Genomic DNA, 25,872 nt, shown 5'->3' with positions numbered 1-25,872 from the left:
CCCGCTCGCCCTCGCGGACTTGACGGAACCTCAGCCTCAGGCAGCCCGCATGCGGGGACAGCCACCAGGCACCCGGCCGTGCCCGTCGACCTCGCGACCCCGAGCTACCGGACGGCCCCGGGCCACCGGACGGCCCCGGCTACGAGCGGGGTGGCCGGGCGGTCAGGCGGGCCGGGGGCGGGCGCCGGACGGGGGGTTAGGAGGCGGCGCGGGTTTCGGTGATTTCTACGCCGGTGTCGCCGAAGGTGAGGCGGCAGGTGTCGGCGCGGTAGGTGGCCACCGAGACGGCGGCGGTGCCCTCGGTGGTGAAGTAGCGGGTGGTGACCAGCAGGACGGGGGCGCCGGGGAGGCGGTCCAGCTCCTTGGCGTCGTCGGCGCGCGCGGAGCCCAGCTCGACGGAGCGGTCCTGGCCGTCGAGCGCGAGCCGCTGGAGTTCCCGCAGGACGGCGCGCGCCCGTGCCGGTCCGGCGGGGGCGTCGATGGCGGAGAGCCCGGGCACGGACGCCGCGGGGACGTACAGCAGCTCGGCGGCGACGGCCTGGCCCTGCGTGACGCGGGTCCGGCGGACGACGTGCACGGGGCCGCCGGGAGCGGTGCCGAGGAGCTTCAGGACGGCGGTGCCGGGTACGGCCTCGGTCGCGTCCACGGGCTCCCAGCCGTCGGCGCTCTCGCCGGGCCAGCTGTGCCCCGTACTGCCGACGGCGACGCCCACGCGCGGCGGGGCGACGGTGGTGCCGACGCCGCGGCGGCGCTGCAGGCGGCCTTCGAGTTCCAGCTGCTCCAGGGCCTGACGCAGGGTGGCGCGGGCGACGCCGAAGCGGGCGGCGAGCTCACGCTCGTTCGGCAGCACCTCGCCGACGGCGAAGTCCTGGTCGAGCGCGTCGCTGAGCACGGTCTTCAGGTGCAAGTACTTCGGCTCCGGCACCGATTCGAGCTGCGTGGTCCCCACCCTGACTCCTCCTGCGATCGCCGCCAGCGCCGTGTCCGAGCGGCCGTTCCGCGTCGCCGTTGCGCGCCGCAGTTCCGTGCCTTTGTTTATTAAAGGTTCCTGCACTATCCCTGCGACGATAGGACGGCGCACCCCCTTGGTCAAGACCAATCCTCACCCCTTTGCCGGGCAGATCGGGCATATGTCGCAAGCCGTTCACAGGATGTTCTCGCCGCCCCTGCGACCGCCCCGCCGCGCCCCACCCCCTCCGGAGGGTTGTAGCGGAGGGCTACCGGGCGGTAATCATGGGAGCAGTCGTTACTGACGGCCTGTCTCACACGGTTCAACCGACGAGGAGCAGCATGACCGCCACGGTCTCCTTCACGATCGATTCGCCGCTCGGCCCCCGCCCCGCCACCGTCACCTACGAGCGCAAGGGCGCGGGCGAACCGCTCCTCCTGCTGCACGGCATCGGCCACCACCTCCAGGCCTGGCAGCCGGTGACCGACATCCTGGCCGCCGACCACGACGTCATCGCCGTCGACCTGCCGGGCTTCGGCGCCTCCGCCCCGCTGCCGGCGGGGACTCCCTACGACCTCGTCACCGTCACCCACGCCCTGGGCGCGCTCTGCGCCGCGCTCGGTGTCGCGCGCCCGCACGTCGCGGGCAACTCCCTGGGCGGGCTGCTGGCCCTCGAAATGGGGCGGAGCGGTCTCGTCCGCTCGGTCACCGCCCTGTCCCCCGCCGGGTTCTGGTCGCAGGCCGAACGGCGCTACGCCTTCGCGACCCTGCGCGCCATGCGGGCCGGCGCGCGCGTGCTGCCCCGGGCCGCCCTGGAGCGGCTCTCGCTCAGCGGCCCCGGCCGGGCCGCGCTCACGGGCACCATCTACGCCCGCCCGGCACGCCGCTCCCCCGCGGCCGTGGTCGCCGAGACGCTCGCCCTGCGGGAGGCCACCGGCTTCGAGGAGACGCTGACCGCGGGCGGATCCGTACGGTTCACCGACGACGTGCCCGGGATCCCCGTCACGATCGCGTGGGGCAGCCGCGACCGGCTGCTGCTGCCGCGCCAGGGCGTACGCGCCAAGCGGACGGTGCCGGGCGCGCGGCTGGTCCGGCTGCCCGGCTGCGGTCACGTGCCGATGAACGACGATCCGGCGCTGGTCTCCCGCGTGATCCTCGACACCGCCCGGGCCGGATCCGCCGCGCCCACCGGAGCCGCCCGGCCCGGTGCGGCCGGCGCGTCACACGGCTCGGCCAAGTCCCGTCCCGCCATGACCGGCTGACGGCTGTTCATCCGGGGTTCGCGTGGGAGACGCGGCCGGTCCGGTGTGCGGCGGCACACTGGTCCGGCCCGCCCCCGCCGGCCCCTGGAGACGCACGATGGCCCCGATGCCGCACACCCGACGGTCCCTGCTCGGCGGTTCCCTCGCCGTCCCGCTCGGGCTCGCCCTGTCCACGGCCTTCGCCGCGCCCGCCCTGGCGGCCTCCTCCGGGGCCCCGGCGTTCGCGCGTTCCGGCCGCCCGGCGGCCCTCTGGGGGACGCAGACCGGCGAGATCACCTCCCACTCGGCCACCGTGTGGACGCGCTCCGACCGGCCCGCGCGCATGTACGTGGAAACCTCCCCGAGCGAGTCGTTCCGCTACGGCGTGCGCCGCCACGGCGGCCCCTTCCTCGGGCCCGCCACCGACTTCACGGGCACCGCCACCCTGCGCGACCTGCCGCCCGGGCGGCAGATCCACTACCGGGTCGTGCTCACCGACCCCGACGACCCGCGCCGCTCCGGCGAGCCGGTGCGCGGCACCTTCCGCACCACGCCCGTCTCCCGCTCCGGTGACGTGCGCTTCCTGTGGTCCGGCGACCTCGCCGGCCAGGGCTGGGGCATCAACCCCGAGATCGGCGGCTACCGCGTCTTCGAGGAGATGCGGCTGCGCGACCCGGACTTCTTCCTCTTCAGCGGCGACACGATCTACGCCGACGGGCCGATCCAGGCCGCCGTACCGCTGCCCGACGGGCGGATCTGGCACAACGTCACCACCGAGGAGAAGGCGAAGGTCGCCGAGACCCTCGCCGAGTTCCGCGGGAACTTCCGCTACAACCTCCTCGACCGCAACCTGCGCGAGTTCTACGCCCAGGTGCCCGTCCTCGCCCAGTGGGACGACCACGAGGTGCGCAACAACTGGTACCCGGGCCAGCTGATCGACGACCCGCGCTACACCGTCAGGGACGTCGACACCCTCGCGGGCCGGGCCCGCCGGGCCTTCGGCGAGTACTTCGCGGTCACCGACCTGCGCGGCGGGCGCGCCGAGGGCCGGATGTACCGGGTGATGCGGCACGGCCCGCTGCTGGACGTGTTCGTGCTGGACATGCGCACCTACCGGGACGCCAACTCCCCCGGCCGGCAGACCGACGACCCGGTCGGCATCCTGGGCGCCGAGCAACTGGCCTGGCTGAAGCGGGAGCTCGTGCGTTCCCGGGCGACCTGGAAGGTGATCGCCGCCGACATGCCGCTGGGCATCGTCGTGCCCGACGGGGCGGTGGACTTCGAGGCCGTCGCTCAGGGCGATCCGGGGGCTCCGCTGGGGCGCGAGCTCCAGATCGCCGACCTCCTGCGCCACATCAAGCACCAGCACATCACGGGCACCCTCTGGCTCACCGCCGACGTCCACTACACCGCCGCCAACCACTACGCGCCCGAGCGCGCGGCCTTCGGCGACTTCGCGCCGTTCTGGGAGTTCGTGTCCGGGCCCGTCGGCGCGGGCGGTTTCCCGGCCGGGCGGCTCGACGCCACCTTCGGACCGCGTACGGCGTACGTGCAGTCGGCGCCGGTCGCCAACATGTCCCCGGCCGAGAACCCCCCGTACTACGGCGAGGTCGAGATCGACGGCGGCAGCGGCGAGCTCACCGTCCGGCTGCGCCGCCAGGGCGGCGGCGTACTCTTCACCCAGGTGCTCCAGCCGGGCCGCGTGGGACAGTCGTGAGGCACGGGCCCGCCGCCGGACCGCCCGCCGCCCTCCGGGCCCCCGTTCCGCCCCCCGCGCCCCCATCGGAAATCCTCCCGAAAACCGGAGGAAATAGGCCAGATCGACACTTAACCAGTCGGTCACAGAGCGTTCGTGATCACGCAACACCCCTGGGCCACAGTGGTGTGCATGACTGACCGTACCCCCGCCGCCGCCTCCGCCGCCCCGCGCCCGCACCGCCCCCACCACTGGCGCCACGACCTCGTCGAACTCGCCGCCCTCTTCTGCGCCGTGGCGGTCGCCGACGGCCTCGCGAACCTCGTCGCGCACGGCCCCGAAGGCCCCGTCCTGCTGGTCGCCTCGGCCGTCGCGCTGATCATCACGGCGGCCTTCCACACCTGGTGGGCCCGCCGCCACAGCCATGCGCCGCCGCAGCCGGACCCGGCCCCCTCCGATCCCGCGCCGCGCCCGGCCACCGGCGCGGCCTCCCCCGCCACCACCGCCACCCTCTGGCGGATGCGGACGACCGTACGCGACGAGCCCGGGAGCCTGGCCGCGCTCTGCACGGCGCTCGCCGGGAACGGCGTCGACATCCTGAACCTCCAGACCCACCCGCTCCCCGAGGGCGGCACGGTCGACGAGTTCCTGCTGCGCGCCCCGCAGCAGCTGCCCTCCGGCGACCTCACCCGCGCCGTGGCCCGGGCCGGCGGCCACAGCACCTGGATCGAGCGCGCCGACGCCCACGACCTGGTGGACACCCCCACCCGCGTCCTCGGCTTGGCCACCCGCACCGCCCTGGACGCGGCCGAACTCCCGCTCGCCCTGCGCCAGCTCCTCGGCCGCTGCACCATCCACTCGATCCCCGCGACCACCCTCTCCGGCCGCCCCAACGCCGGCGCCGACGCCCCCGTCGAGGGAGTCCTGGAGCCCACGTCGATGCGGCTGCGCGACCCCTCGGGCGGCGCGATCACCATCGAGCGGCCCCACCTGCCCTTCACCCCGACCGAGTTCGCCCGCGCCCGGGCCCTCGTCGAGCTCGACGCCCGCCTCGGCCCCCGCGTCCCGCGCAGCCACGACGTCCTGACCCTCCCCGAGGGCAACGAGATCACCGTGCGCCGCGCCGACGGCGCCGACCTCCCGGCCGCCCGCGCCATGCACGACCGCTGCAGCGCACGCACCCTCGGCCTGCGCTACCACGGCCCGGTCGCCGACGCGGACCGCTACCTCGGCCACCTGCTGAGCCCCCGTTTCGGCCGCACCCTCGCCGCCACCACCGCCTCCGGCAAGCTCGTCGCCCTCGGCCACCTGCTGTGGGACGGCGACGAGACCGAGGTGGCCCTGCTCATCGAGGACGACTGGCAGCGCCGCGGCATCGGCTCGGAGCTGCTGCGCCGTCTGCTGGCGATGGCCGTCGAGACCGGGTGCGACAGCGTGTACGCCGTCACCCAGGCCTCCAACACCGGCATGGTCGCCGCGATGCGCGGCCTCGGCCTCCCCCTCGACTACCAGATCGAGGAAGGCACGCTCGTGATCACGGCCCGGCTGGACACGACCCCGGTCCCCTCGCGCCTGCCCTACGAACTCCCGAGCGCCCAGGCCCCGTACGAGCCCCGCAGCCCCCGCTGACCGCCCCCGCGCCGCCCCGGAATCCGAGCCGTTCCGGGGCCGTTCGCGGGCGGCGCGGCGGATCCCGACAGGAGCCCGGGGCCAAACGGTGATGACGCGGGGGCGTCCCTCGTACGAAGATGGCCGCATGTCAGAGACCCTCCACAGTGACAGCGCAGCGCGTCTGCCCCGTCAGGTCGCCGACGCCTACGTCGACGACCTCATCGCCATCGACCCGATCCAGGGCACCTACCTCGGCATCGCCGCCAGCTCCGGCAAGCTGCCGGACTACTCCCCCGCCGGCCGCGCCGCCGCCGCGGACCTGTCGCGCGCCACCCTCGCCCGGCTGGACGCCGCCGAGCGGCTGTCCGGCGCGGACACCGACGCCGAACGCCGCTGCGGCCGCCTGCTGCGCGAGCGGCTGAACGCCGAACTCGCCGTATACGAAGCCGACGAGGACCTCCGCGCGGTCAGCAACATCCACTCCCCCGCGCACGCCGTCCGCGAGGTCTTCACGCTGACCCCGGCCGACACCGACGAGGACTGGGCCGCGATCGCCGAGCGGCTGCGCGCCGTACCGGCCGCCTTCGCCGGCTACCGCGAGAGCCTCGCGCTCGGCCTGGAGCGCGGGCTGTACGGCAGCCCCCGCCCCACCGCCACCTTCGTCGAGCAGCTCACCACCTGGGCGGGCCAGGGCGCGGACGGCTCCCGGGACTTCTTCGGCGCGTTCGCCGCCGACGGCCCGGATTCCCTGCGCACCGAACTGGACGAAGCCGCCGCGACCGCCACCGCCGCGGTGGCGGAACTGCGCGACTGGATGCGGGACGTGTACGCCCCGGCGGTCGCGGACGCGCCCGACCCGGTGGGCCGCGAGCGCTACGCCCGCTGGTCGCGCTTTTTCAACGGCACGGACCTGGACCTGGACGAGGCGTACGCCTACGGCTGGTCCGAATACCACCGGCTGCTGGCGGAGATGAAGGCCGAGGCGGCCAAGATCCTGCCGGGCGACCCGGACCCGTGGGACGCGCTGCGGCACCTGGACGAGCACGGCACCCACATCGAGGGCGTGGACGAGGTCCGCGACTGGCTCCAGGGCCTGATGGACGAGGCCATCGAGAACCTCGACGGCACCCACTTCGACCTGGCCGAGCGGGTCAAGCGCGTCGAGTCGATGATCGCCCCGGCGGGCGGCGCGGCGGCGCCGTACTACACCAACCCGTCGGAGGACTTCTCCCGGCCGGGCCGGACCTGGCTGCCGACGATGGGCCAGACCCGCTTCCCCGTGTACGACCTGGTCTCGACCTGGTACCACGAGGGCGTTCCGGGCCATCACCTCCAGCTCGCGCAGTGGACGCACGTGGCCGACCGGCTCTCGCGCTACCAGGCCACCGTCGGCCTGGTCAGCGCCAACGCCGAGGGCTGGGCCCTGTACGCGGAGCGCCTGATGGACGAGCTGGGCTACCTCAAGGACGCCGAGCAGCGGCTGGGTTACCTGGACTGCCAGATGATGCGGGCGGCCCGGGTGATCGTGGACATCGGCATGCACCTGGGGCTGGAGATCCCGGCGGACTCGCCGTTCCACCCGGGCGAGCGCTGGACGGTGGCGCTGGCCCAGGAGTTCTTCGGGCTGCACAGCGGCCGGCCGGCGGAGTTCGTCGAGAGCGAGCTGACCCGGTACCTGTCCATGCCCGGCCAGGCGATCGGCTACAAGCTGGGCGAGCGCGCGTGGCTGCTGGGCCGGGACAACGCCCGGGCCGCGCACGGCGACTCCTTCGACCTGAAGGCGTGGCACATGGCGGCGCTGTCGCAGGGCTCGCTGGGCCTGGACGACCTGGTGGACGAGCTCTCGAAGCTCTGACGCGCGGGCCGTACGGACGCGGGCGGCCGGCTCGCGTCCGTACGCACCCCGGGCAGCTCCGTACGGACCTCGGCAACCTCCGTACGCGCCTCAGCAGCCGCAGTCGTCCGAGTCGGTGGGGGCGGTGAGCGGGTCGGCGCCGTCGCGCCGCTCCGTGCCCTGCCAGGTCTCGACCTCGAAGCCCTCCCGGATCCAGTACTCGATGCCGCCGAGCATCTCCTTGACCTGGAAGCCGAGTTCGGCCAGGGCCAGGGCGGCGCGGGTGCCTCCGTTGCAGCCGGGGCCCCAGCAGTAGGTCACCACGGGCAGCGCCTTGTCGAGGAGCCGCTCGGCCTCGGCCGGGATCCGCGCGGTGGGCAGGTGCACGGCCCCGGGCACGTGGGCCTGGTCCCAGGCGGGGGTGGAGCGGGAGTCGACCAGCTGGAAGCCCGGTTCGGCGCCCCGCTCGCGGTGGGCCGCGAAGGCGGAGGCGACATCGGAGACGTCCGCGTGGAAGGCCAGGCTCGCGGCGAAGTACGCGGCCGCGGCGGCCGGGCTCGCGGGCGGCACCCGGAGCACCGGGTTGGCGGGGGCGGTGATGTCGGTGACCTGCGCGTTCGTCGTCATGTCGGAGAATCTACGAAGCTTCGGCCGCCCGGTGAAGCGAACTTCCCCGGCCTTGCCCCTGTCCTGCCGGGGATTGCCCTGCTAGACCTGCCCCATGACCGGTTATTCCCCCGACGCCACCGACTGGCGGATCCTCGAAGCCCTCCAGCGGGACGGCCGGGCCAGCTTCACCCAGCTCGCCTGCACCGTCTCCATGTCCGCCAGCGCCGTCACCGAACGGGTCCGCCGCATGGAGGAGGCCGGGATCATCACCGGCTACACGGCGGTGGTCGACCCCGAGAAGCTCGGCAAGGCGATCCTGGCGCTGGTGCGGCTGCGCTACCCGCACGGCAACTACAAGCCGTTCCACGACTTCCTGCGGACCGCGCCGGAGATCCTGGAGGCCCACCACGTCACGGGGGACGACTGCTTCGTCCTCAAGGTGGCCACCCGCTCCATGGCGCACCTGGAGGAGGTGACGGGCCGCATCTCGGGGCTGGGTCCGGTCACCACGAACATCGTCTACTCCTCCCCGCTGCCCCGGCGCCCGCTCAGTCCGTGACCCCCGCCGTGCGGTGGCGCACGACCGAGCCGCCGCGCTGCTTGACGATCTCCAGCTGGGCCTGGACCCGGGTGCGCAGGTCGCCGACGTGGCTGACGATGCCGACGCTGCGGTCGCGCTCGCGCAGCGAGTCCAGTACGTCGAGCACCTCGTCCAGCGCCTGGTCGTCGAGGCTGCCGAAGCCCTCGTCGATGAAGAGGGTGTCCAGGCGCATGCCGCCGGCCTCGTCGGTGACCACGTCGGCCAGGCCCAGCGCCAGCGCGAGGGAGGCGAAGAAGGTCTCGCCGCCCGAGAGGGTCGCGGTGTCCCGCTCGCTGCCGGTCCAGGCGTCGAGCACGTGCAGCCCGAGGCCGGAGCGCCCGCGTCCGCTCGCCCGGGCGTCGGAGTGGACGAGGGTGTAGCGGCCGCCGGACATGCGCAGCAGGCGGACGGTCGCGGCGGCGGCGACCTGCTCCAGCCGCGCGGCCAGTACGTACGCCTCCAGCCGCATCTTGCGCTCGTTGTCGGCGGAGGTGCCCGCGGTGAGTCCGGCGAGGCGGGCCACCCGTTCGTAGGCTTCGCGCAGCGGGCCGAGGGCGCGCAGCTCCTGGTCGGCCTGGCGGGAGAGCCGGTCCAGCTCGGCGCAGCGCACGCGGGCGGCGTCGACGGCCGATCCGGCGGCCCGCAGCAGGGCGGCGGCGCGTTCCTCCGCCGCCCCGGCGGCGGCCGGGTCGGCCGGGGGCAGGGCGGCGGCCGCGGCGGTGTCCCGCTCGGCGCGGCGGTCGGCGAGCATCGCCTCCTCGGCCTGCCAGGCGTCGGCGCGGTGCTGGAGGGCGGTGCGCTCGTACTCGGGCAGTACGGCGTCGGCGGCCGACTCGACCGTCTCGAAGCCGGCCTTGAAGGCGGCGTCGGCCAGCTGGTCGTCGGCCTCCTTCAGCCGTGCGGCGGTGACCTCGGCCCGGCGCAGCGCGCTCGCGGCGCCGGTGACCATCCGGATCCGGTCCTCCAGGACGCGGGCGCGGGCGGCGACGCTGGGCGCGTCACCCCGGACGAGGACCAGTTCGGCTTCGAGGGCGGCCTGCTCCCGGTCCAGGGCCTCGCGCCGGGAGGCCCGGGCGGCGGCCCGGCGTTCGGCGTCGAGCCGGTCGGAGCTGCGCGCGTCGTGCTCCCGTTCGGCGCGGGCGAGGCGCTCGCGGGCGGCGTGCAGCCCGGCGGCGTCCGCGTGGGCGGCGGCGTGGCGGGCGCTCAGGTCGGCGGTGAGGGCGAGGAGTGCGGCGGTGGTGGCCTCCCCGGCGGCGGACGCGGCTTCGGCCTCGGCCTCGCGCAGGGCGGCGAGCCGGCGCTCGACGGCGGCCCGGCGCTCCTCGGCCTCCTCGAAGCGGGCGTGGGCGGCGTCCTCGGCGGCCCGGTCGACGTGCCCGGCGGCGGGGCGGGCCGGCGCCGGGTGCTCGGCGGATCCGCACACCGCGCAGGGTTCCCCGGCCGTCAGGGCGGCGGCGAGTTCGGCGGCGATGCCGCGCAGCCGGGCCTCCTTCAGCTCCAGCCAGCTCTCCCGGGCGGCGTACGACTCCTCGCGGACGGCGGCCAGTTCGCCGCGGCCGGCTTCGGCTTCGGCGGCGAGGGCGTCGCGCCGGCGGGCGGCGGTGAGCTGCATCCGGGCGGGCTCCAGGCGCCCCGCGAGCTGCTCGGCCAGGGTGGCGGCCTGCTGCGCGGCGTCGACCCGGTCCTGGAGGGCGGCCCGGGTGGCCTCCCAGCGGGCGAGCCACTCGGCGGACTCCTGGTGCTGCTCCTCGGCGTCCCGGGACTCCCGCTCCAGGGTGGCCCGCTCGCGGCCGATCTCGGCGCTGCGCTGTTCCGCGCGCTGGGCGGCGCCGACCGCTCCGAGGTCCTCCCGCAGCCGCTGCTCGACGGCGGCGAGCTGTTCGGTGCCCGCTTCGGCCAGGGGCGACGGGAGTTCGGCGCGGGCCAGGCTCTCGGCGTGCGCGGCGGTGAGGTGGGCGGCGGCCGCGGCCCCGCGCAGCTCCAGGGCGGGGGCCACGAGGGCGCCCCGCCGGGCCCGGTCCAGGAGGCCGCGCACCCGCTCGCGCTCCGGCGCGGCCTGCGCCAACAGGGCGGCCCGGCGGGCGGTCTCGGCGTGGCGGCGCTGGAGCCGGTCGAGTTCCCGGGCGTCCGCGGCTGCGCGCCGGGCCGCGTGGTGGCGTCCCTCGACGGCGGCGAGCGCGTACTCGGCGACGCTGAGCCGCTCCCGGGCGGAGCAGCGGGCGACGGCCGCCCACGCCCGGACGGCGTCGGCGAGGCCGGGGTCGCCGGGCTGGTGCGCGGGCAGCGGCCAGGCCCGCAGGTCGGCGCTGTCCCCGGCGGCCTGGGCGAGCCGCTGGGCGGCGGCCAGCACCTTCTCGTCGCCGGTGCGCACCTTGGCCTCGGCGGCCCGGCGGCGCTCGGCGAGCAGGGTTTCGACGGCGGCGAAGCGGCGGGTGTCGAAGAGCCGCCCGAGGAGCCGGCCGCGGGCCTCGGCCCCGGCCCGCAGGAACTGGGCGAACTCCCCCTGCGGCAGCAGCACGACCTGGCAGAACTGCTCGCGGCTCATGCCGAGGAGCTGTTCGATCTCCTCGCCGATCTCCTGGTGGGAGCGGCTGAGCGCGGTCCAGCCCGTGCCGGTGTGCTCGCGCAGCCGGCTCTGTGCCTTGTCCTTGGTGGTGCCGGTGCCGCGTTTCTTGGGGCGGTCCTGTTCGGGGCTCCGGGTGATCTCCAGGCGGCGGCCGCCCGCGGTGAGTTCGAGGGTGACCTCGGTGGCGGTGCCCGGGGCGGCGTGGTCGCTGCGCAGGGTGGTGCCGGGGGTCTGGCGGGAGCCGGGCACGGAGCCGTAGAGGGCGTAGCAGACGGCGTCGAGGACGGAGGTCTTGCCGGCGCCGGTGGGGCCGTGGAGCAGGAAGATCCCGGCGCCGGAGAGGGCGTCGAAGTCGATGCTCTGGGGTTCGGCGAAGGGCCCGAAGGCCGTGATCTCCAGCCGGTGCAGCCTCATCGCGCCTCCCCCTGGCCCGGTTCCTCGCGGGCGGCCAGTACGCGCACCTCGTCGAAGGCGCCGCGCAGCACGGCCCGTTCCGCCTCGTCGGCGCTCCCGCCGCGGACGTGGGCGACGAAGTCCTCGGCGATCTCCTGGTCGCTGCGCCCCCTGAGGCGCTGGGCGTAGGAGGCCGCGGTGTCCTCGGCGCGGCCTTCGGGGTCGAAGGCGAGGCTGAGGGTGTGCGGGAAGCGGGCGGTGAGCCGGGCCATCGGGTCCTGGGGGCGGACCGGGTCGGTGAGGGTGGCCTCGATCCAGCTGTCCTCGCGGCCGGTCAGCGCGGGATCGTCGAGGAGTTCCCGCAGGCGGCCGCGCAGCCGGGCGAGCGGGCGGGGGACGGGGGTGTCGATCCGCTCGGCGGTGATCTCGCCGGCCGGGCCGAGCTCGACCAGCCACATGGTCTTGCGGTGGTCGGCCTCGGAGAAGGAGTAGGCGAGCGGGGAACCGGAGTAGCGGACCCGTTCGTTGATCGTCTGGCAGCCGTGGAGGTGGCCGAGGGCGGCGTAGTCGACCCCGTCGAAGACGGCGGCGGGCACCGACTCGACCCCGCCGACGGCGATGTCGCGCTCGCTGTCGCTGGCCTGGCCGCCGGTGACGAAGGCATGGGCGAGGACCACCGAGCGGGTGCCGGGCGCCCGGCGGGCCAGGTCGGCCCGGATCCGGTCCATGGCCGCGCCCAGCACCGCCTGGTGACCGGTCCCGGCCGCCCCGAACTCGTCCTTGACCAGCGCCGGTTCCAGGTACGGCAGCCCGTACAGGGCCACCTCACCGTGTACGTCGGCCAGCACCACGGGGTCGGCGCAGCCCGCGGGGTCCGTCCTGAGGTGGATCCCGGCCCGGCCGATCAGCCCGGCGCCGACACCGAGGCGGCGGGCGGAGTCGTGGTTCCCGGAGATCATCACCGTCGGCACGCCGAGGTCGGCGAGCCGGTGCAGCGCCCGGTCGTAGAGCTCGACGGCGGGCAGCGGGGGCACAGCCCGGTCGTAGACGTCCCCGGCGACGAGGACGGCGTCGACCTCGTGTTCCCGTACGGCCGCGATGAGGTGGTCGACGAAGGCGGCCTGGGCGCCGAGCAGGTTGACGCGGTGGAAGGACCGGCCCAGATGCCAGTCGGAGGTGTGCAGGAACTTCACTCGACCGCTCCGACCCGCACGCCAGCTCTCCTCGTGTCCGCGCGCCGACCGGCCGCTCGCCGCCCGGTCCCGCGCCTTCTCTTCCCGCCCCGCCCGGGCTCTTCTGTACCGCCCGGGATCTTCCGTACCGCCCGGGACTCTTCCCGTACCGCCCGGGGCCCGCGCCTCCGGGCACCCGTCGCCCCGCCCCCCGCAGCGACCCTCCAGGCTACCCGGTGCGGATGCGCGGTGGCGGCCGGTCCCGGGGACCGGCCGGCCGGGGTCCGGCCGGGTCAGCCCTCCGCGTAGGCCTCGCCGCCGAGTTCGAAGCCCGCCGTGCCCGCGGTGGCGTCGGCGAGCCAGGCCCGGAAGGCCTCGATCTCCGCCTCCGGCAGGCCGATCTCGATGGCCACGGCCTCGCCGTAGCGCACGTCCAGCACCGCCCGGCCGGTGGCGCGCAGGTCGTTCTGGGTCTTCCCGGCCCGTTGGTGGTCGACGGTCACGGTGGCCAGCCGGTAGCGGTGCCGGGTGATCGTGCCGAGGGCGTCGAGCGCCTCCCCGACGACCCCTCCGTACGCCCGGATCAGCCCACCGGCCCCGAGCTTCACGCCCCCGTAGTACCGGGTGACGACGGCCACCGCGTAGCGGATGTCGCGCCGGGTCAGCATCTGCAGCATGGGCACCCCGGCGGTCCCGCCGGGCTCCCCGTCGTCACTGGCCTTCTGCACCGAGGCATCGGCGCCGATCACGTACGCGTAGCAGTGGTGCGAGGCGGCCGGGTGCTCCCGGCGGACGCGTGCGATGAACTCCTGCGCCTCCCGCTCGCTCGCCGCGGGCGCGAGCGAGCACAGGAACCGCGAGCGGTTGATCTCCGCCTCGTGCGTCCCCTCGCGTGCCACCGTCACGTACTGATCTGCCTTCACCGCTCCACCCTACGGGGAATCGGACACCCGTCCCGTTCGTTGAGGCGAGCAGACCAGAGCGGTCCGGAACAGCAGGAGGCGGCAGGCGTGTACGGCGACGCGGGGACCATTCGCAAGATCCTCACCGAACTCGGGGACACCTGGGCCGTGGTGGGTCTGTCCGACAATCCGGACCGGGCGGCCTACGGGGTGGCCCGCGTGCTGCAGGCGCACGGGAAGCGGATCGTGCCCGTCCATCCGAAGGCGGAGACGGTGCACGGCGAGCCGGGGTACCCGTCGCTGGAGGCGATCCCCTTCCCGGTGGACGTGGTGGACGTCTTCGTGAACAGCGCTCTCGCGGGTGCGGTGGCCGACGAGGCCGTCGCCGTGGGCGCCCGGGCCGTCTGGTTCCAGCTCGGCGTGGTCGACGAGGCCGCGTACGCCCGGACCCGCGGGGCGGGGCTGGAGATGGTCATGGATCGTTGCCCCGCCATCGAAATTCCGGCCCTGTAGGCCGGAGCCCCCGTCAGCCGGTGCCGCCCGTTCCCCTGACCGGCGGGATCGAGACCGCCATGGTCATCTCCATCGGTCCGGGGCCCTCGTTGCGGTAGGCGTGCGGGACGTTCGCCTCGAAGGAGACGGCACCGCCCGCCGGGACGACGTGCCGGTCGTCGCCGACCTCCAGCGTCAGCTCCCCGGCCGTCACGTGCAGCATCTCGAAGGTGCCGGCCGGGTGCGGGTCGGAGGCCGTGCCGTCGCCGGCCTCCAGCCGGTACGTCCACATCTCCACCGGTCCGCGCCGGTCGTCGCCGAGCAGCATGCGCGCCTCGCTGCCCGCCCCGCTGGACCACATCCGTACGCCCTCCCCCGGCTCCACCACGCGCACCGCCGGGCCGCGCTCGTGGTCGAGGAGGGTGGTGATGCTCACCCCGAGGGCGTCCGCCAGCTTGACCGTGGTGCCGACGCTGGGGTTCGTCCGGGCCTGCTCGATCTGGATGATCATGCCCCGGCTCACCCCCGCGCGGGCCGCCAGCGCCTCCAGGGTGAAGCCGCGCTCGGCGCGCCAGCGCTTGAGGTTCCGGGCGAGCGCCTGGGTGAGCTGTTCGAGATCCGACACCATTCCGTCCAATATTTTGGATGACACAGTCCAATGGAGTGAACTAACCTGCGGTGCAGTCGACGCGTATTCGATGCTGCACTCCACCGTTCACCGCACTGTACTGCGAGGTCCCGTCATGACCGCCCTGTTCGCCTTGGCCACGGCCGTGCTGTGGGGCCTCGCCGATTTCGGCGGCGGGCTGCTGACCCGCCGGATACCGGCGCTGACGGTGGTCGTGGTCTCCCAGATCGTCGCCGTCTTCGTGCTCGGGGCGATCGTGCTCGCCACCGGCGCGTGGCGGGAGGCCGGTCCGCAGTTGTGGTTCGCGGTGGGCGCGGGTCTGGTCGGACCGGCCGCCATGCTCGCCTTCTACAAGGCGCTGGCCCTCGGCCCGATGGGCGTGGTCTCCCCGCTCGGCTCCGTCGGGGTCGTCGTACCGGTCGGGGCGGGGCTGGCGCTGGGCGAACGGCCCGGCGCGGGCCAGTTCGCGGGCATCGCGGTGGCCCTCGTCGGCATCGTCCTCGCCGGCGGCCCCGAACTGCGCGGCGCCCCCGTCCAGCGACAGGCCGTCGTACTGACCCTGCTCGCGGCCTTCGGCTTCGGTGCGGTCATGGCCCTGATCGCGCACGCCTCCACCACGCTGACCGGACTCTTCCTCGCGCTCTTCGTCCAGCGGGTCACCAACGTGGCCGCCGGCGGCGCCGCCCTGTGGGCGCAGGTCCGGCGCGGCTCCCCGGCCCTGCCCGCCGGCGCCGGGCCGCGGGTGCTGTGGAGCCTGCTCCCGGCCCTGGCCTTCGTCGGCCTCGCGGACGTCGCCGCGAACGGCACCTACTCCGTCGCCGCGCAGAACGGGCCGGTGACGGTGGCCGCCGTACTGTCCTCGCTGTATCCGGTGGTGACGGCGTTCGCCGCCTTCGCCGTGCTCCGCGAACGGCTGCGCGCCATCCAGGCGGCCGGCGCCGGACTGGCCCTCGCGGGCACGGTCCTGCTCGCGGCGGGCTGAACCGGGGCGGGCCGACCGGGATGGGCCGACCGGGGCGGAGGGGCCCGGCCTCAGGCCTGCTCGGCCTCCGCGAGCAGCGCCAGCCCGCGCAGCTGCTCGGGCGTCATCCCGTCGGGGATCGGCACCGGGGCCGGCGTGCGCAGCGGGGGCTGCCAGCCCGTCGCGGGCTCCCAGCGGCGTACGATCCGGGCCGGCGCGCCCGCCACCACCGCGTGGTCGGGCACCTCGCCCCGTACGACGGCGCCTGCGGCCACCACCACGTTGCGGCCCAGCCGCGCCCCCGGGAGGATCACCGCCCCGGTGCCCAGCCAGCAGCCGGGCCCTATCTCCACCGGCTCGCTGCGGGGCCACTGCTTGCCGACGGGCTGGTGCGGGTCGTCGTAACTGTGGTTGGTGGAGGTGATGTAGACGCCCGGCCCGCAGAAGGTGTCGTCGCCGATGGTGATCCGGGTGTCGGCGATGACGTGGCTGCCGCGCCCCAGCACCACCCCGTTGCCGAGCACCAGCACCGGGTCGGCGCCGAGGTCGAGGTCCGGCATCATCCCGGCGGTCAGGGTGACCTGCTCGGCGATGATGCAGTGCTCGCCCAGCCGGATCCAGCGCTCGCCGAAGACGGTGCCCTGCGGGAAGGCGAGCCGGGTACCCTCGCCGATCGCGCCGAAGCGCAACCGCCCCGGGTGCTGCGCGGTGACCGCGCCCGCCCGCTGCATCCAGCGCCAGCCGGCGTGCACCGCACGGCCGGCGACCCGGCGGCGCAGGGCCGTCAGCGAGGAGAACGTGTTCTGGTTCTTCGGCACCCGGCCACGGTAGTGGCCGCCGCCCCGCAGGGCCCGGCCGCCTTCCTGTGATCTTCACCCCATCGCCGGGGCGCGGTGGCGCGTGCCCTACGGTGCCGGTAGCGCGGCACAGGAAACCAGAGGGACCAGAGGGAAGTGACCATGGCGGACCAGGCACACCAGCCACACCAGGGCCGGGCAGGACTCATCGCGGGCGTGGGCGACCGGCGGCCGTCCGTGGACCCGGCGGCCTTCACGGCCCCGACCTCCGTGGTCGTCGGCGACGTCACCCTGTCCGCCGGCGCGAGCGTCTGGTACTCGGCGGTGCTGCGCGCCGACTGCGGCCCGATCACGCTCGGCCCGGACAGCAACGTGCAGGACAACTGCACGCTGCACGTGGACCCCGGCTTCCCGGTGTCCATCGGCGCGCGCGTCTCCATCGGGCACAACGCCGTCGTGCACGGCTGCACCGTGGAGGACGACTGCCTCATCGGGATGGGCGCGACCGTGCTCAACGGGGCCGTGATCGGCGCCGGTTCGCTGGTGGCCGCGCAGGCCCTGGTGCCCCAGGGCATGGTGGTCCCGCCCGGCTCGCTGGTCGCGGGCGTACCGGCCAAGGTGCGGCGGGAGCTGACCGAGGAGGAGCGCGAGGGCATCAGGGTCAACGCCCTGATGTACACGGAGCTGGCGAAGCAGCACCGGGCCTCGGTGACCCCGGACGCCTGAGCGCCCGTACGCGCGCCGGCCGCGGCCCCTCGCGGCCCGCGGCCCCGCGGCCCTCAGTCCAAGATGACCGCCGCGGCCGTCGCGGGCTCCGCCTCCGGCTCCTCGCCGACGGCGGCGGTCGCCTTCTTCACGCGGGCGCGCACGACCAGCGTCACGGTCAGCCCGATCAGCAGGGCCACCACCAGCGCCAGCCACGAGAACCGCTTGATCCACGGCTCCGCGACGATCCCGACGGTGTAGATGACGGCGGTGGTGCCGCCGGCCCACAGGACGCCGCCGAGGACATTGGCGATCAGGAACCGCCAGTACGGCATGCGCAGCACGCCGGCGAGCGGTCCGGCGAAGATCCGCAGCAGGGCCACGAAGCGGCCGAAGAAGACGGCCCACATGCCCCACTTGTCGAAGGAACGCTCCGCCAGGGCCACGTGCGCGGGCCCGAAGTGCTTGGGGAAGCGCCGGCCGAGCCGCTCCAGCAGCGGTTTGCCGCCCCGGCGGCCGATGGCGTACCCGATGGAGTCGCCGACGATCGCCCCCGCGACCGCGCAGAGACCCAGCACCACGGGGTTGATGTGGCCTTGCTGCGAGGCCAGCAGGGCGGCGCTGACCAGGATGATCTCCCCGGGCAGCGGGATGCCGAGGCTCTCCAGTCCGATGACCAGGCCCACCAGGAGGTAGACACTGATCGCCGGAATCGTCTCCAGCCATTCCTGGATGTGCACCGGAACGTCCTCCCGAGTCCTCACGGGCGCGCCCCCGTGACACGCCGAACGGGCAGCCTATCCGCTCCTCACGTCGGCCCCCGCCCGTGGCGGGAGTGCGCGGGAGGAACGACCGGCGAACACCTCGCGACGGCCGGAACCCGGCGCCGCCACCCGCGCCGGGGGGCCACCCACGAGCGGCGGACCCCCGGGGACACCGGTTGCTCTCAGGCGTTCGGCCGCAGCGTCCAGACGACCGTCATCTCGCCGGTGACGGCCTCGTCCTCGCGCTGGATGGCGATGGCGACGGGGAACTCGGGGCGCCCGCCCGCGTCCAGCTCGGCCACGACGTCGGCGACCGGGCGGCCGAGGGTGGCGGTGGCGGTGACGACGCCCTTGGCGAGCTTCTTGTAGCCGATCTCGGCGCGGACGGCCAGCGGCACGGCGCGCGAGAGCTGGTCGCCGAAGGCGGCCAGGACGATGGCGCCGCTCGCGGACTCGGCGAGGGTGAACATCGCGCCGGCGTGCGGGCCGCCGACGTGGTTGTGGAAGGCGGGCTGGTCCGGCAGGCGGACGACGGCGCGCTCCGGGGTGGTCTCGATGAATTCGAGGTTGAGGGTGGCCGCCATCGGCACGGTCTGGACGAGCAGTTCGCCCACGTTCATCTGGTCTGCGCTCATGGGACGCGATGTTACCCACGAGTAGGCCCCGCTGGCCAGACCCGCGCGGGGGGCGGCCATGGCCCCCGCCCCCCGCTCCCACTATCGTTTCGGCCATGTGGCCAGGACAGCAGCAGCCGCCCGGGGGCGAACAGAACCCGCAGGGCGCGCAACACAACCCGTACCAGCAGCAGCCGGGACAGCCGAACCCGTACCAGCAGCAGCCGCAGCCGGGGTTCGGTGACCAGCAGCCCGGTTACGGGTACCCGCAGGCGGGCTACCAGACCCCGCCCCCGGCCCAGCCGTGGGGACAGCAGCCCCCGCCGCCCCCGCAGCGCGGCGGCAGCCCCTTCGCCACCCGGACGGTGGCGATCGTGGCGGCCTCGGCGGTCGTGGTGACGGCCGCCGCCACCGGGGCCTTCGTCCTGACGCGGGACGACAAGAAGGAGGACCGGGCCGACGACAAGCCGGCCGCCTCGTCCTCCCCCTCCACCCCGGCCGGCCCCTCGACGCCCGCCGGCCCGAGCTCCAACCCGCGCGCCGGGGGCGACGTCAAGCCGGTGATCGCCGGCTGGAAGGTCGTGATCAACCCCAAGTACGGCACCGCCTTCGACGTGCCGCCGGAGTGGAAGGTGCTCGGTTCCGGTTTCATCGCCGGCTTCGAGGACGCGAGCAAGAACGACGGTTCCCCCCTGATCACCTTCTCCGCACCCGCCTACCTCAAGGAGGAGTGGTGCAAGGTCGACTCCAACAAGGACGGCCACGAGGAGTCGACCTCACTGGCGGGCACCGGCACCAAGGGCGGCCAGGGCGCCAAGGACACCGCCGAGGCCGCGCGCAACGAGGCGGGCAACTGGGTGTTCGCCGGCTACGCGCAGAAGGCGCCCAAGGGCAGCGTCAAGGTCACCGACCCCAAGGAGTACACGACCTCCTCGGGCCTCAAGGGGCACGTGGCGACCGCGACGGTGACCGGTCAGCCCAAGGAGGACAAGTGCTCCTCGGACGGCAAGAGCATCGCGTTCAGCTTCAAGACCACCAACGGTGACTTCTCCAGCTGGGTCCTCTACAGCGCAGCAAACGTCCCGGGCGAGGTCGACCAGGCCACGTACGAGAAGATCCTGAGCTCGGTCCGGCTCACCACCGGCTGACCCTCCGCGCAACACCCCCTCCGCCGGGGCCGATTGTCCCTTATCCGGTTGTTGGATTGGATTCTCGGCTCCGGGCGGGGGATAGTCCGGGGGTGAGTCATCCCCCCGCCACCCCCTCCTCCGGCACGCCCGCGCGCCGCCGCCGGCCCGCCTGGGCCGGTCGCAACTACACCCTGCTCACGGGCGCCGCCGTCATCACCAACCTCGGCAGTCACGGCGCGCTCATCGCCGCCGCCTTCGCCGTGCTGGAGGCGGGTGGCTCCGGCGGGGACGTCGGCCTCGTGGCGGCCGCCCGTACGCTGCCCCTCGTCCTCTTCCTGCTCGTGGGCGGGGCGCTCGCCGACCGGCTGCCGCGCCACCGGGTGATGGTCGCCGCCAACGCCCTCAACTGCCTCTCGCAGGCCGCCTTCGCGCTCCTCGTCCTCGCCGGGGACCCGCAGCTGTGGCAGATGATGCTGCTCACCGCGCTCTGCGGGACCGGCACGGCCTTCTTCAACCCGGCCGCCGAGGGGATGCTCCTCTCCAGCGTCTCCGGCGAGCACTCCCACCGCGCCTTCGCCCTCTTCCGGATGGCCATGAGCGGCGCGGGCATCGGCGGCGCGGCCCTGGGCGGGGCGCTGATCGCGGCGATCGGTCCGGGCTGGGTCCTGGCCGTGGACGCGGCGGCCTTCGCGCTCGCCGGACTGCTCCGGGCCTTCCTGGACGTGAGCCACATCGCCGAACGGGTCCCCGGCGGCGGGCTGCTGGCCGACCTGCGCGAGGGCTGGGCCGAGGTGCGCACCCGGCCCTGGCTGTGGAGCATCGTGCTCCAGTTCTCCGTGGTCGTCGCCGTCGTCGGTGCGGCCGAGGCGGTCTACGGTCCCCTCGTCGCCCGGGACGAGCTGGGCGGCCCGGCTCCCTGGGGCATGGCGCTGGCCTTCTTCGGCGCGGGCACCATCACCGGGGCGCTGCTGATGATGGTGTGGAAGCCGCGCCGCCTGCTGCTGGTGGGCACCCTGTGCGTGTTCCCGCTGGCGCTGCCCTCGGCGGGGCTGGCCGTGCCGCTGCCCGTGTGGGGGCTGTGCGCGGTGATGTTCGTCAGCGGCGCCGCGATCGAGGTGTTCGGCGTGAACTGGATGACCACGATGCACCAGGAGATACCGGAGGAGAAGTTCTCCCGGGTCTCCGCCTACGACTGGTTCGGCTCGGTGTCCATGCTGCCGCTGGCCACCGCCCTGGCCGGCCCGGCCGAGACCGCCTTCGGCCGCGGGCCGGCCCTGTGGGGCTGCGCGGCGCTGGTGGTGGCGGGCACGGCCGCGGTGCTGTTCGTCCCGGACGTCCGCCGCATGACCCGCAAACCGCCGCCCGCCCCGGCGCGGCACCCCGCCCCGGCCGACGCCGCCGCCGGTGCGGTACGCGCCTGACGCCGGTGCTCACCCCAGGCTGAAGGCGCCCTCCGGCGGCTCCGGCGAGGCGACCGCGTCGGCGTCGGCCACCGGCCGGGCCCCCCGGGCGAAGCGGGAGAGCGCCTCCCCCGACTCCACCCGGGCCGGGAACGCGTCCCCGGCGCACCGCCGGGCCAGCGCGGCCAGCGGCAGGTCGGCGTCCGAGGCCAGCAGCACCGCGTTGCCGAAGCGCCGCCCCCGCAGCACCCCCGGTTCCGCGATCAGCGCCAGTTCCCCGAAGACGGCACCGAAGTTGGCCAGCTGGGCCCGCAGGAAGCCGAAGGGCGCCCCGTCGGCGAGGTTGGCCGCGTACAGCCCGCCGGGCCTCAGGACCCGGGCCGCCTCCCGCGCGTACTCCACCGAGGTCAGCTGGGCGGGCACCCGCGAGCCCCCGAAGACGTCGGCGACGATCACGTCCGCGCTCCGCGCCGGGGCGCGGCCCAGCCAGGCCCGGGCGTCGGCGGCGCGGACGTCCACCCGCGCCCCGGCGGGCAGCGGCAGGTGCTCGGCGACCAGGTCCACCAGGGCGGCGTCGAACTCCACCACCGTCTGCCGGGAGCCCGGCCGGGTCACGGCGGCGTAGCGCGGCAGGGTCAGGGCGCCGCCGCCGAGGTGCAGCAGGTCCAGCGGCGCTCCCGGCTCCGCCGCGCAGTCCAGCACGTGCGCGAGGCGGCGTACGTACTCGAACTCCAGGTGCTCGGGCTCGTCGAGGTCCACGTACGACTGCGGGGCCCCGTCCACGGTGAGCAGCCAGGCCCGCTCCCGGTCCACGTCCGGCATCAGCTTGGCGGTGCCCTGGCCCACGTCCCGGATGACCGGGATCTGTTCGTCGCTCACCCCACCATTGTCAGCCCCCGGCCGGGCCCTCCCAGACCTCCCTGGCCGCCGTCACGTGGGCGGCGGCCTGCGCCAGTCCGGCCCGCGCGGCGGGGTCGCGCCGGGCGGGGTCCAGCACGTTGCGCCCGAACGCCCTGCGGGCCTCGGGCGACGGGGTGATCAGCAGCACCCGGGCGCCCTCCGCGCGCAGCAGGGCGGCCTGCGCGGCGGGCGAGGGGACCTTGGCCGTGCCGAGCGCCACCGGGGCCAGCACGACCACGCGGCGGTATCCGGCGGCGAGGTCGGCGTTGGTGGCGGAGCGGATCCCGCCGTCGATGAAGCGGCGTCCGCCGACGGTCACCGGGGGCCACACCCCGGGGACGGCGCAGCTCGCCGAGACGGCCTCGACCAGTCCGGCCGGCCCCTCCCGGTCGAAGGCGGCCGGCTCCCCGCTGAGCGCGTCGACGGCGGTGACGACCAGGCGCCGTTCGGGCCACTCCCGGGAGACGAGCCGGGCCTCCAGGACGGCGCGCCGCTCCGCCTCGTCCGGCGTGCGGGCGGCGAGCGCCATCGCGCCGACCCGCCTGCGGTAGTCGGCGGCGTCGCGGGAGCGGGCGAGGGCCAGGGCGTACCGGGCCACGGTGCCCGCGCCGATCCGCGCCACCGCTTCCCCGGCGGCGTCGCCGAGCTGGCGCTCGTACAGCTCCCGCGGGCCGAGCTGCCCGGAGGTGAGCTGGGCGCCGACCACCGAGCCGGCGGAGGTGCCGACGACGAGGTCGGCGCCGGACAGGTCGATCCCGGCGCGGGCGAGCCCGTAGAGGATGCCGGTCTCCCAGCCGATGCCGGTCAGTCCTCCGCCGCCCAGCACCAGTGCCGTGTCGCCGCTCATCGCCGCCGCCCCTCGCCGGTCCGCCCGCTGTGGTGACGGCAGTCTGGCGCAGGGCCGCCGCCGTCACCACACCGGGGTTCAGCCGACCCGGGTGACCGTGCCCGCGCCGACGGTGCGCCCGCCCTCGCGGACGGCGAAGCCGAGGCCCGCCTCCAGCGGGACGTCGCGCCCGAGTTCGACGGTCATGGTGACCGTATCGCCGGGCCGGGCCACCGCGGCCTCGCCCAGGTCCACGTCGCCGACCACGTCGGCGGTGCGGATGTAGAACTGCGGCCGGTAGCCGGAGGAGACGGGCGTGGTGCGGCCGCCCTCCCGCGCGGAGAGCACGTAGACCTGCGCCGTGAAGCGCCGGCTGGGCGTCACGCTGCCGGGCGCGGCGACCACGTGCCCGCGGCGCACCCCGTCGCGCGGGACGCCGCGCAGCAGCAGCGCCACGTTGTCCCCGGCCTCGGCGGACTCCATCGGCTTGCCGAAGGTCTCCAGGCCGGTGACGACCGTCTCCACGGGCTCGCCGTCGCCCCCGAGCACGCCGACCCGGTCGCCCACGCGCACGGTGCCGCGCTCGACGGCGCCGGTGACGACGGTGCCGCGCCCGGTGATGGTCAGTACGTTCTCGACGGGCAGCAGGAACGGCGCGTCGGTGTAGCGCACGGGCGTCGGCACGTACGTGTCCACCGCGTCGAGCAGCGCCTGGACCGCCTCGGTCCACTTCGGCTCGCCCGCCAGCGCCCCGAGCCCGGAGACCCGTACGACCGGCGCGGTGTCCCCGCCGTAGCCCTGCGAGGTGAGCAGCTCGCGCACCTCCAGCTCGACGAGGTCGGTCAGCTCCGGGTCCCCGGCGTCGGCCTTGTTGAGGGCGACCACGATGTGGTCGACCCCGACCTGGCGGGCGAGGAGCACGTGCTCGGCGGTCTGCGGCATGACCCCGTCGAGGGCGGAGACGACGAGGATCGCCCCGTCCAGCTGGGCCGCGCCGGTGACCATGTTCTTGATGTAGTCGGCGTGGCCGGGCATGTCGACGTGGGCGTAGTGCCGGGTGTCGGTCTCGTACTCGACGTGCGTGAGGTTGATGGTGATGCCGCGCCTGGCCTCCTCGGGGGCCCGGTCGATGCGCTCGAACGGGATGTAGGAGGCGCCGCCCCGCTCGGCGAGGACCTTGGTGATGGCGGCGGTCAGCGTGGTCTTGCCGTGGTCGACGTGACCCATGGTGCCGATGTTGAGGTGCGGCTTGGTGCGGGTGAAGGCCGTCTTGGCCATGATGTTCTTCCCGTGGCTCGAAGCGTGGAACGGGACCCCTGGAGCGAGCCGACCCTCCCCCTGCGGGGTCCGCCGGACGATCCGGGAAGGGTCAGCTTCGTGCGCCGTCGAACGCGGCGAAGGGTGCCGCCGCGAAGGCTTCCGCGACGAAGCCCACTGCGGGGAAGGAGGGGACGGCAGCCTTCGGCGCGTCCGCGACTGCGGACGGCGCTGAGGGGAAGGCGTACCGGAACATGCCGTTGATCCTGCCGGACCGGCGCGGGGGCGTCGAATGGTTTTCCGCGCGCCGGGAGTCCGTACGTTCAGAGGTTCTTGAGGGCCTCGCGCGCCGACAGCGGTGAGAGCCGGACGCGTTCGCGGGCGACGAAGGCGCGGACGGCCCCCGGATCGGTCTTGGCGTACTCGCGCAGCGCCCAGCCGATGGCCTTGCGGATGAAGAAGTCGGGGTGTCCGGCCTGTCGGCGGCAGTAGGCGAACAGCCGGTCCGCGTCAGTGGCGGACTTGTGGGCGAGCTGGTGCAGGAGCGCGGTGCGGGCCACCCAGAGGTCGTCGTCGCCGATCCAGTCGTCCATCACCGCCCTCAGCTCCGGGTCGGCGGCCACCAGCGGGCCGACCGTGTGCGCGGCGAGCGGATCGACGGTGTCCCACCACGGCTGCGTGACGATCAGATGCCGGACCACGGGCAGCAGGGTGGAGGAGCAGCGGGAGACGTGCGGGCGCAGGTAGTCCACGGCGAAGTAGCGGTACTCACGCTCCGCGAGCTGCCAGCAGCGCAGCGCGAGCGCCACGCAGTCCGCCTCCGTGGGACGCGGAGTGTCCTTCGTCACGGCCCGGGACAGTTGACGGCGCAGCGGAGTGCGGATCCCGAGGAAGGGTCCGACGTCCTTCATGTACGCGGCCATGGGCGCGGCCAGCGCCGGATCCGCGGCGGCCCCGTACGCGGCGGCGAGCCGCTCCATCAGGGTGTCCGCGAGGGCGCTGTGCGGGACGCCGGGGGGTCTTCGGGTGTTCGGCCGCATGAGGCCCAGACTACGGCGGAGCGTCGGACATCTCGGCTAGTCTCCCGGAATGTCCCTCCTCCTCGCGCCGTGGACCCGGCTGTCGCTGCTCGTCGTGCTGCTGGCCGCGGCGGGGGTGTGCGTCTTCCTCTACGAGCCCCAGCGGCTGTTGTCGCAGGGCTGGCCGCCCGCGCTGCCGCTGGGCGCCGGAGTGCTGCTCTTCGCGGGTGCGTACGGACTGTGCACGGCGGCGTTCGTGCCGCGGCCCCTGCTCAACCTGGCTGCGGGGGCGGTGTTCGGCGCCGCGTTCGGGCTGGTGGCGGCGGTGGGCGGGACGGTCGTCGGGGCCGCGGTCGCCTTCGGGCTCGGACGGGCCCTCGGTCAGGACGCGTTGCGCCCGTACCTGCGCGGACGCTGGCTGCGCGCGGGCGACGAGCAGCTCAGCCGGCACGGCTTCCGGTCGGTGCTCGCGGTGCGGATCTTCCCCGGGGTGCCGTTCGCGGCGGCCAACTACCTGGCGGCCGTCTCCCGTTGCGGCTGGCTGCCGTTCCTGCTCGCGACGGCGCTCGGAACGGTCCCCAACACCGCCGCGTACGTGATCGCGGGGGCCAGCGCGGCCTCCCCCGGATCGCCCGCCTTCCTCGTCTCGTCCGGCTTCATCGCCCTGTCCGCGGTGGTCGCCGCAGCCGTCGCCTGGCGCGAGCGGCACCGTCTGGCACCCTCCCCCGCGGACCGCCCGGCGGACCGGCCGCTCGCCGGGCACCCCCCTGTGGTCACGGCCGCTCCGCACGGGCCCTAGCATCGGAGCCGAACTGCCCGACGATCA

The 25,872-nt window shown here is 74.9% G+C and carries 24 protein-coding genes; 11 read left to right on the top strand and 13 right to left on the bottom strand.

What is annotated here, in order from left to right:
- Nucleotides 1-196: 196 nt before the first annotated feature.
- Nucleotides 197-949, bottom strand: a complete 753-nt coding sequence (locus ACZ6ZT_RS03495; RefSeq protein ID WP_469715136.1) for a GntR family transcriptional regulator — start codon at nt 947-949, stop codon at nt 197-199.
- A 341-nt stretch (nt 950-1,290) separates the two neighbouring features.
- On the opposite strand from ACZ6ZT_RS03495, the gene ACZ6ZT_RS03490 reads away from it, so the two are divergent.
- The 4 genes from ACZ6ZT_RS03490 (at nt 1,291) to ACZ6ZT_RS03475 (ending at nt 7,352) form a co-directional block, all read left to right on the top strand.
- Entirely contained in the window at nt 1,291-2,211 is a 921-nt protein-coding gene (locus ACZ6ZT_RS03490) for an alpha/beta fold hydrolase (protein ID WP_469715134.1), read from the top strand.
- Between the two features lie 106 nt (nt 2,212-2,317).
- On the top strand, nt 2,318-3,907 hold the full coding sequence (locus ACZ6ZT_RS03485; RefSeq protein ID WP_469715133.1) for an alkaline phosphatase D family protein: 1,590 nt from the start codon (nt 2,318-2,320) through the stop codon (nt 3,905-3,907).
- Between the two features lie 171 nt (nt 3,908-4,078).
- Nucleotides 4,079-5,515, top strand: coding sequence for a GNAT family N-acetyltransferase (locus tag ACZ6ZT_RS03480; RefSeq protein ID WP_469715131.1), 1,437 nt, complete (start codon nt 4,079-4,081; stop codon nt 5,513-5,515).
- Nucleotides 5,516-5,642: 127 nt separating this feature from the next.
- Complete coding sequence (locus ACZ6ZT_RS03475; RefSeq protein WP_469715129.1) at nt 5,643-7,352, top strand: DUF885 domain-containing protein; 1,710 nt, start codon at nt 5,643-5,645, stop codon at nt 7,350-7,352.
- Nucleotides 7,353-7,442: 90 nt separating this feature from the next.
- Here ACZ6ZT_RS03475 and ACZ6ZT_RS03470 read toward each other — a convergent pair whose 3' ends face one another.
- Nucleotides 7,443-7,958, bottom strand: a complete 516-nt coding sequence (locus ACZ6ZT_RS03470; RefSeq protein WP_469715127.1) for a rhodanese-like domain-containing protein — start codon at nt 7,956-7,958, stop codon at nt 7,443-7,445.
- 94 nt (nt 7,959-8,052) lie between these two features.
- On the opposite strand from ACZ6ZT_RS03470, the gene ACZ6ZT_RS03465 reads away from it, so the two are divergent.
- Nucleotides 8,053-8,499, top strand: a complete 447-nt coding sequence (locus tag ACZ6ZT_RS03465) for an Lrp/AsnC family transcriptional regulator (RefSeq protein WP_469715125.1) — start codon at nt 8,053-8,055, stop codon at nt 8,497-8,499.
- Here ACZ6ZT_RS03465 and ACZ6ZT_RS03460 read toward each other — a convergent pair.
- The 3 genes from ACZ6ZT_RS03460 to ACZ6ZT_RS03450 all read right to left on the bottom strand — a co-directional run bounded on the left by ACZ6ZT_RS03460 (nt 8,489) and on the right by ACZ6ZT_RS03450 (nt 13,574).
- Nucleotides 8,489-11,500, bottom strand: coding sequence for an AAA family ATPase (locus tag ACZ6ZT_RS03460; RefSeq protein ID WP_469715124.1), 3,012 nt, complete (start codon nt 11,498-11,500; stop codon nt 8,489-8,491). The genes ACZ6ZT_RS03465 and ACZ6ZT_RS03460 overlap by 11 nt on opposite strands.
- Nucleotides 11,497-12,672: an exonuclease SbcCD subunit D gene (locus tag ACZ6ZT_RS03455; protein ID WP_469715122.1), complete on the bottom strand. Its 1,176-nt coding sequence runs from the start codon at nt 12,670-12,672 to the stop codon at nt 11,497-11,499. Before ACZ6ZT_RS03455 ends, ACZ6ZT_RS03460 begins: the two co-directional genes overlap by 4 nt.
- Before the next feature lie 272 nt (nt 12,673-12,944).
- Nucleotides 12,945-13,574: a YigZ family protein gene (locus ACZ6ZT_RS03450; protein ID WP_469715120.1), complete on the bottom strand. Its 630-nt coding sequence runs from the start codon at nt 13,572-13,574 to the stop codon at nt 12,945-12,947.
- A gap of 87 nt (nt 13,575-13,661) precedes the next feature.
- Here ACZ6ZT_RS03450 and ACZ6ZT_RS03445 point away from each other — a divergent pair, with 87 nt between their 5' ends.
- Entirely contained in the window at nt 13,662-14,066 is a 405-nt protein-coding gene (locus ACZ6ZT_RS03445; RefSeq protein ID WP_469715118.1) for a CoA-binding protein, read from the top strand.
- Nucleotides 14,067-14,079: 13 nt separating this feature from the next.
- Here the strand turns inward: ACZ6ZT_RS03445 and ACZ6ZT_RS03440 are convergent, their stop codons facing one another.
- Complete coding sequence (locus ACZ6ZT_RS03440; RefSeq protein ID WP_469715809.1) at nt 14,080-14,670, bottom strand: helix-turn-helix domain-containing protein; 591 nt, start codon at nt 14,668-14,670, stop codon at nt 14,080-14,082.
- Between the two features lie 118 nt (nt 14,671-14,788).
- Between ACZ6ZT_RS03440 and ACZ6ZT_RS03435 the strand changes: the two genes are divergently transcribed.
- Nucleotides 14,789-15,655: an EamA family transporter gene (locus tag ACZ6ZT_RS03435; protein ID WP_469715116.1), complete on the top strand. Its 867-nt coding sequence runs from the start codon at nt 14,789-14,791 to the stop codon at nt 15,653-15,655.
- A 50-nt stretch (nt 15,656-15,705) separates the two neighbouring features.
- Here ACZ6ZT_RS03435 and ACZ6ZT_RS03430 read toward each other — a convergent pair whose 3' ends face one another.
- On the bottom strand, nt 15,706-16,452 hold the full coding sequence (locus tag ACZ6ZT_RS03430; RefSeq protein ID WP_469715115.1) for an acyltransferase: 747 nt from the start codon (nt 16,450-16,452) through the stop codon (nt 15,706-15,708).
- A gap of 141 nt (nt 16,453-16,593) precedes the next feature.
- On the opposite strand from ACZ6ZT_RS03430, the gene ACZ6ZT_RS03425 reads away from it, so the two are divergent.
- Nucleotides 16,594-17,157 carry a gamma carbonic anhydrase family protein gene (locus ACZ6ZT_RS03425; RefSeq protein WP_469715113.1) on the top strand — a complete coding sequence of 188 codons (564 nt, stop codon included), beginning with the start codon at nt 16,594-16,596 and terminating at the stop codon, nt 17,155-17,157.
- Between the two features lie 53 nt (nt 17,158-17,210).
- Here the strand turns inward: ACZ6ZT_RS03425 and ACZ6ZT_RS03420 are convergent, their stop codons facing one another.
- Both ACZ6ZT_RS03420 and ACZ6ZT_RS03415 read right to left on the bottom strand, forming a co-directional pair.
- On the bottom strand, nt 17,211-17,876 hold the full coding sequence (locus tag ACZ6ZT_RS03420) for a DedA family protein (RefSeq protein ID WP_469715111.1): 666 nt from the start codon (nt 17,874-17,876) through the stop codon (nt 17,211-17,213).
- A gap of 206 nt (nt 17,877-18,082) precedes the next feature.
- Entirely contained in the window at nt 18,083-18,520 is a 438-nt protein-coding gene (locus ACZ6ZT_RS03415; RefSeq protein ID WP_469715807.1) for a DUF4442 domain-containing protein, read from the bottom strand.
- Nucleotides 18,521-18,630: 110 nt separating this feature from the next.
- On the opposite strand from ACZ6ZT_RS03415, the gene ACZ6ZT_RS03410 reads away from it, so the two are divergent.
- Complete coding sequence (locus tag ACZ6ZT_RS03410) at nt 18,631-19,662, top strand: DUF8017 domain-containing protein (RefSeq protein WP_469715109.1); 1,032 nt, start codon at nt 18,631-18,633, stop codon at nt 19,660-19,662.
- Nucleotides 19,663-19,754: 92 nt separating this feature from the next.
- A complete protein-coding gene (locus ACZ6ZT_RS03405) occupies nt 19,755-21,065 on the top strand; it encodes an MFS transporter (RefSeq protein WP_469715107.1) in 1,311 nt (436 codons plus the stop codon).
- Between the two features lie 9 nt (nt 21,066-21,074).
- Here ACZ6ZT_RS03405 and ACZ6ZT_RS03400 read toward each other — a convergent pair whose 3' ends face one another.
- The 4 genes from ACZ6ZT_RS03400 to ACZ6ZT_RS03385 form a co-directional block, all read right to left on the bottom strand.
- Nucleotides 21,075-21,866: a spermidine synthase gene (locus ACZ6ZT_RS03400; protein WP_469715805.1), complete on the bottom strand. Its 792-nt coding sequence runs from the start codon at nt 21,864-21,866 to the stop codon at nt 21,075-21,077.
- Between the two features lie 67 nt (nt 21,867-21,933).
- Complete coding sequence (locus tag ACZ6ZT_RS03395) at nt 21,934-22,791, bottom strand: patatin-like phospholipase family protein (RefSeq protein ID WP_469715105.1); 858 nt, start codon at nt 22,789-22,791, stop codon at nt 21,934-21,936.
- Between the two features lie 78 nt (nt 22,792-22,869).
- Nucleotides 22,870-24,048, bottom strand: coding sequence for an elongation factor Tu (gene tuf, locus ACZ6ZT_RS03390; RefSeq protein WP_469715104.1), 1,179 nt, complete (start codon nt 24,046-24,048; stop codon nt 22,870-22,872).
- A 302-nt stretch (nt 24,049-24,350) separates the two neighbouring features.
- Nucleotides 24,351-25,067 (bottom strand): DNA alkylation repair protein, encoded by a 717-nt coding sequence (locus tag ACZ6ZT_RS03385; protein ID WP_469715102.1) that lies wholly within the window; start codon nt 25,065-25,067, stop codon nt 24,351-24,353.
- A 49-nt stretch (nt 25,068-25,116) separates the two neighbouring features.
- Here ACZ6ZT_RS03385 and ACZ6ZT_RS03380 point away from each other — a divergent pair, with 49 nt between their 5' ends.
- Nucleotides 25,117-25,845: a TVP38/TMEM64 family protein gene (locus tag ACZ6ZT_RS03380; RefSeq protein ID WP_469715101.1), complete on the top strand. Its 729-nt coding sequence runs from the start codon at nt 25,117-25,119 to the stop codon at nt 25,843-25,845.
- Nucleotides 25,846-25,872 lie beyond the last annotated feature (27 nt).

The organism is Streptomyces sp. NPDC102258 (assembly GCF_055584685.1).
The sequence above is the reverse complement of the archived record's forward strand: the minus strand, read 5'-3'. Positions and strand labels throughout refer to the sequence as shown.